The following is a 3215-nucleotide window of genomic DNA, read 5'->3' as shown; positions in this document are numbered from 1 at the left end:
GTGCGTGGGGTCGGCCACCTCGCCGTCGGCACGCTGCAGGCGACCCGGGCCGTCGGATACCAGGCGCTGCACGCGGCGCCCCGCCTCATCCGGTTGGGGCAGATCCAGCCGAGGACCCGCATCTCCTTTGCCAAGATCATGTCCGAGCGCGCCCGCAACCAGCCGGATGATGCGTGCTTTCTGTTCTCCGACCGCGTCCACACGTTCTTCGCCGTCGACACCCGGATCACCAACGTGGTCAGGGGACTCATCGCCGTCGGGGTCCGACAGGGCGACTACATCGGCGTCCTCATGGAGACGCGGCCCTCGGCGCTGGTCGCCATGGCCGCGCTGTCGCGACTCGGCGCCGTGGCCGTGCTGCTCCCCCCGTCCCAGTCCCTCCCCGAACTGCTCAGGCTCAGTTCGGTGACCGACGTGGTCACCGACCCTGAGCACGCGTCGAAGGTCTCCGGGGCCGGGGCGCGGGCGCTCGTGCTCGGCGGTGGCTCCGAGCGCGATCTCCCGGCCGACCTGGACGCGGGCGTCGTGGACCTCGAGCAGATCGACCCCGAGACGGTCGAGCTGCCCCGGTGGTACCGACCGGACCCCGGGCGGGCGGGCGACCTCGCCTTTGTCTTCTTCTCCCGCTCCACGGGCGTCTGGCAGACCAAGCTCGTGACGAACCACCGGTGGGCGCTCTCCGCGTTCGGCACCGCCAGCGCCGCGCGCCTCAGCGGCGAGTCCACCGTGTACTGCCTCAGCCCGCTCCACCACCCGTCGGGTCTGCTCACCGCCGTCGGGGGCGCCGTGGCCGGCGGGTCCAGGATCGCGCTGTCACAGGGGTTCGACCCGGTGACCTTTGACGAGGAGGTCCGCCGCTACGGGGTGACGGTGGTGACCTACACGTGGGCGATGATGCGCGAGCTGGTCCGCCGGCCGGCGCCTCCGCGCCAGGCGCATTCGACGATCACCCTGTTCATGGGGTCGGGGATGCCCCGGGGGCTGTGGCGGCGGGTCCTGGACCGCTACCCGGGGACGCGGGTCCTGGAGTTCTACGCCGGAACCGAGGCCGACGTGGTCCTGGCCAACCTCTCCACCTCCAAGCCGGGCGCGCGCGGTCGTCCGCTGCCCGGCACGTCCGAGGTGCGGCTCGTCGACGTGGATCCCGACTCCGGCGCGATCGCCGTGGGACCGGACGGATTCGCCGTACCCAGCGAGGTCGACGCGCCCGGGATGCTCCTCACCCGGCCCCGCCTCGGGGTCGACGCCTCCGTGCGCCAGCTCCGTGGGGTGTTCCGTCCGGGCGATACCTGGGTGTCGACCAGTGACTACTTCGAGCGCGACCGGGACGGTGACTTCTGGATTCTCGGGGCGGCGAGCGCCGTGGTGCACACCGCGCACGGGCCGGTGTATCCGGTCCAGGTGGCCGACGCCCTCGGCGACCTGCCCCAGGTGGATCTGGCCGTGCTGTACGAGGTGCCCGGCGCCAGCGGCCCGGTCGCCGTCGCTGCGGTGAACACGTGGGGCTCCGAGGCGATCACCGCAGCCGACGTCGGTGGCGCTCTGGCGTCGGTCCCGCCGGCCGCACGGCCGGACATCGTCCACGTGGTCAAGGACATCCCGGTGACCAACTGGTACCGGCCCGACGCCAGCGGGCTCGCTGACCGGGGCCTACCGAAGGCCGGCCCGCGGACCTGGGTTCTCGATGCCGAGGCGGGTGGATACGTGCGGCTGACCAAGGCGGTGCGGGACGGGCTGGTTCCGTCGATTTCCTAAACCAGTATCACGGTCTCCTCGTGCTCGTTGGCGGTCACCTCGAGGTCGTCGTCCTTGAGCGCCAGGTAGCCGACGATCTCGGCCGCCCCGTGCTGCAAGGGGTACATGGTGACGATGTCCTCCAGGCGGGCGGTGCCGTGCACCGGGATCAGCGCGCGGATGCGGGTGGCCAGGCGCGCGGGGTCCACAACGACCTGGTTGACCAGCACGGAGGTGTCCACCTCCTCGGCCTCGACCGGCTCCAGATCACTGTTGACCTCGGAGGCCGGACGGACGGTGAACAGCGGACGATCCGTGGGCAGGGCGACGTCGATGCTGGTCTCCTCCAGCTCCAGCCCGAAGCCCGGCAACTCGCCCGCGCGCAGCTGCAGCGCGGTGGTCTCGATCTGGCGCACCAAGTCCAGCACGCGGCGGTTCTCCAGCCACACCTGGTCGTCGGTGAAGCGGCGCAGCTGCTCGGAGATGCTGCGGACCGTGTGCTGGGTGCGCTCGGCGGCCTCGGCCCAGCTGTGGTGGATCGTGCGCAGGCGGCGGTCGGCGCCGACCTCCTCGATGCCGGTCATGCGATCCAGCAGCATCGACAGCTCTTCTTGGCCCGAGGTGGACAGCAGTAGGTCGTAGAAGGCCTGGAAGCTGCGGCCCTGGTCGGAGGAGTCGATCATGCTGCGGCCGTGGACCAGCTCGGCCAGCAACTCGCCCTTGCTGCCCTGCCACGTGGCGATGCGCTCGCGCGCCGAGCGGTCCAGGGCGCGGAAGTTCTCCTCCACCTGACGGAAGTCGGCCAGCAGCTCGCGGGCGGTGGTGGCGAACTGCTGGTAGCGCTCGCGGACCGCGGTGCGGTCCAGCAGGCCGGAGGCCGGGTCCTGGCGGAGCTGGTCGATCTCCCGCTCGATGTCGCGCTTGCGGCGCTCGAGCTGGTCCAGGCGCTTGGCGGGGTCGGACTCGGTGCCCTGGGCGATCTGGCGCAGCAGGTCCACCGCGGTCTGCAGGCGCGACTCGGTGCCCACGAAGGACTGCTCGGCCAGGCCCTGCACCCACGCGTAGGCCTTCTCCAGGGCCGGGGTGGCGTCGTAGTGGATCTCGTCCGCGCCCAGCGGGTAGAAGCGGCGGAGGAATCCCGCCTCCGGGCCGGCCCAGTCCGCCAGATACTCGGCGGCCGTGCGCACGAATCGTGGGTTCTGCGGATCCTGGGTGTTGATCGCGTACAGCTGGTCGTCCAGCGCCGCGACGAGCTCACTCTCCGGGCTGGCGCCGCGGCCCTCCTCCACGAAGAACCGGCCCAGCACCGTGAGCAGCAGCGGCGCATGGGTGGCGCGCAGCATCCGCCAGGCGGGATGGCGCTCGCGCAGCGCCTCGATCTGCGCGTACTCCACGTGGGGCTCCTCGCGGTGGGTGGACTGTTGGTCTCGGCGGCTCGTGCGCCGAGGGGACAGTCTAGGAGTGAGGGGTGAGGGGTGAGG

At 71.5% G+C, this 3215-nt stretch carries 2 protein-coding genes; one reads left to right on the top strand and one right to left on the bottom strand.

Annotated elements, in window-relative coordinates; translation table 11 throughout:
* The coding region (locus tag IY392_RS15450) for an AMP-binding protein (protein ID WP_194861681.1) at positions 1-1755 on the top strand (1755 nt) is incomplete at its 5' end.
* On the opposite strand, the gene IY392_RS15445 is transcribed toward IY392_RS15450, so the two are convergent.
* On the bottom strand, positions 1752-3128 hold the full coding sequence (locus IY392_RS15445) for a DUF3375 domain-containing protein (protein WP_194861680.1): 1377 nt from the start codon (positions 3126-3128) through the stop codon (positions 1752-1754). The genes IY392_RS15450 and IY392_RS15445 overlap by 4 nt on opposite strands.
* Positions 3129-3215 lie beyond the last annotated feature (87 nt).

The sequence above is a fragment of the Dietzia sp. SYD-A1 genome, from assembly GCF_015356725.1.
Taxonomy (GTDB): domain Bacteria; phylum Actinomycetota; class Actinomycetes; order Mycobacteriales; family Mycobacteriaceae; genus Dietzia.
This window is presented reverse-complemented; position numbering and strand designations above follow the sequence as displayed.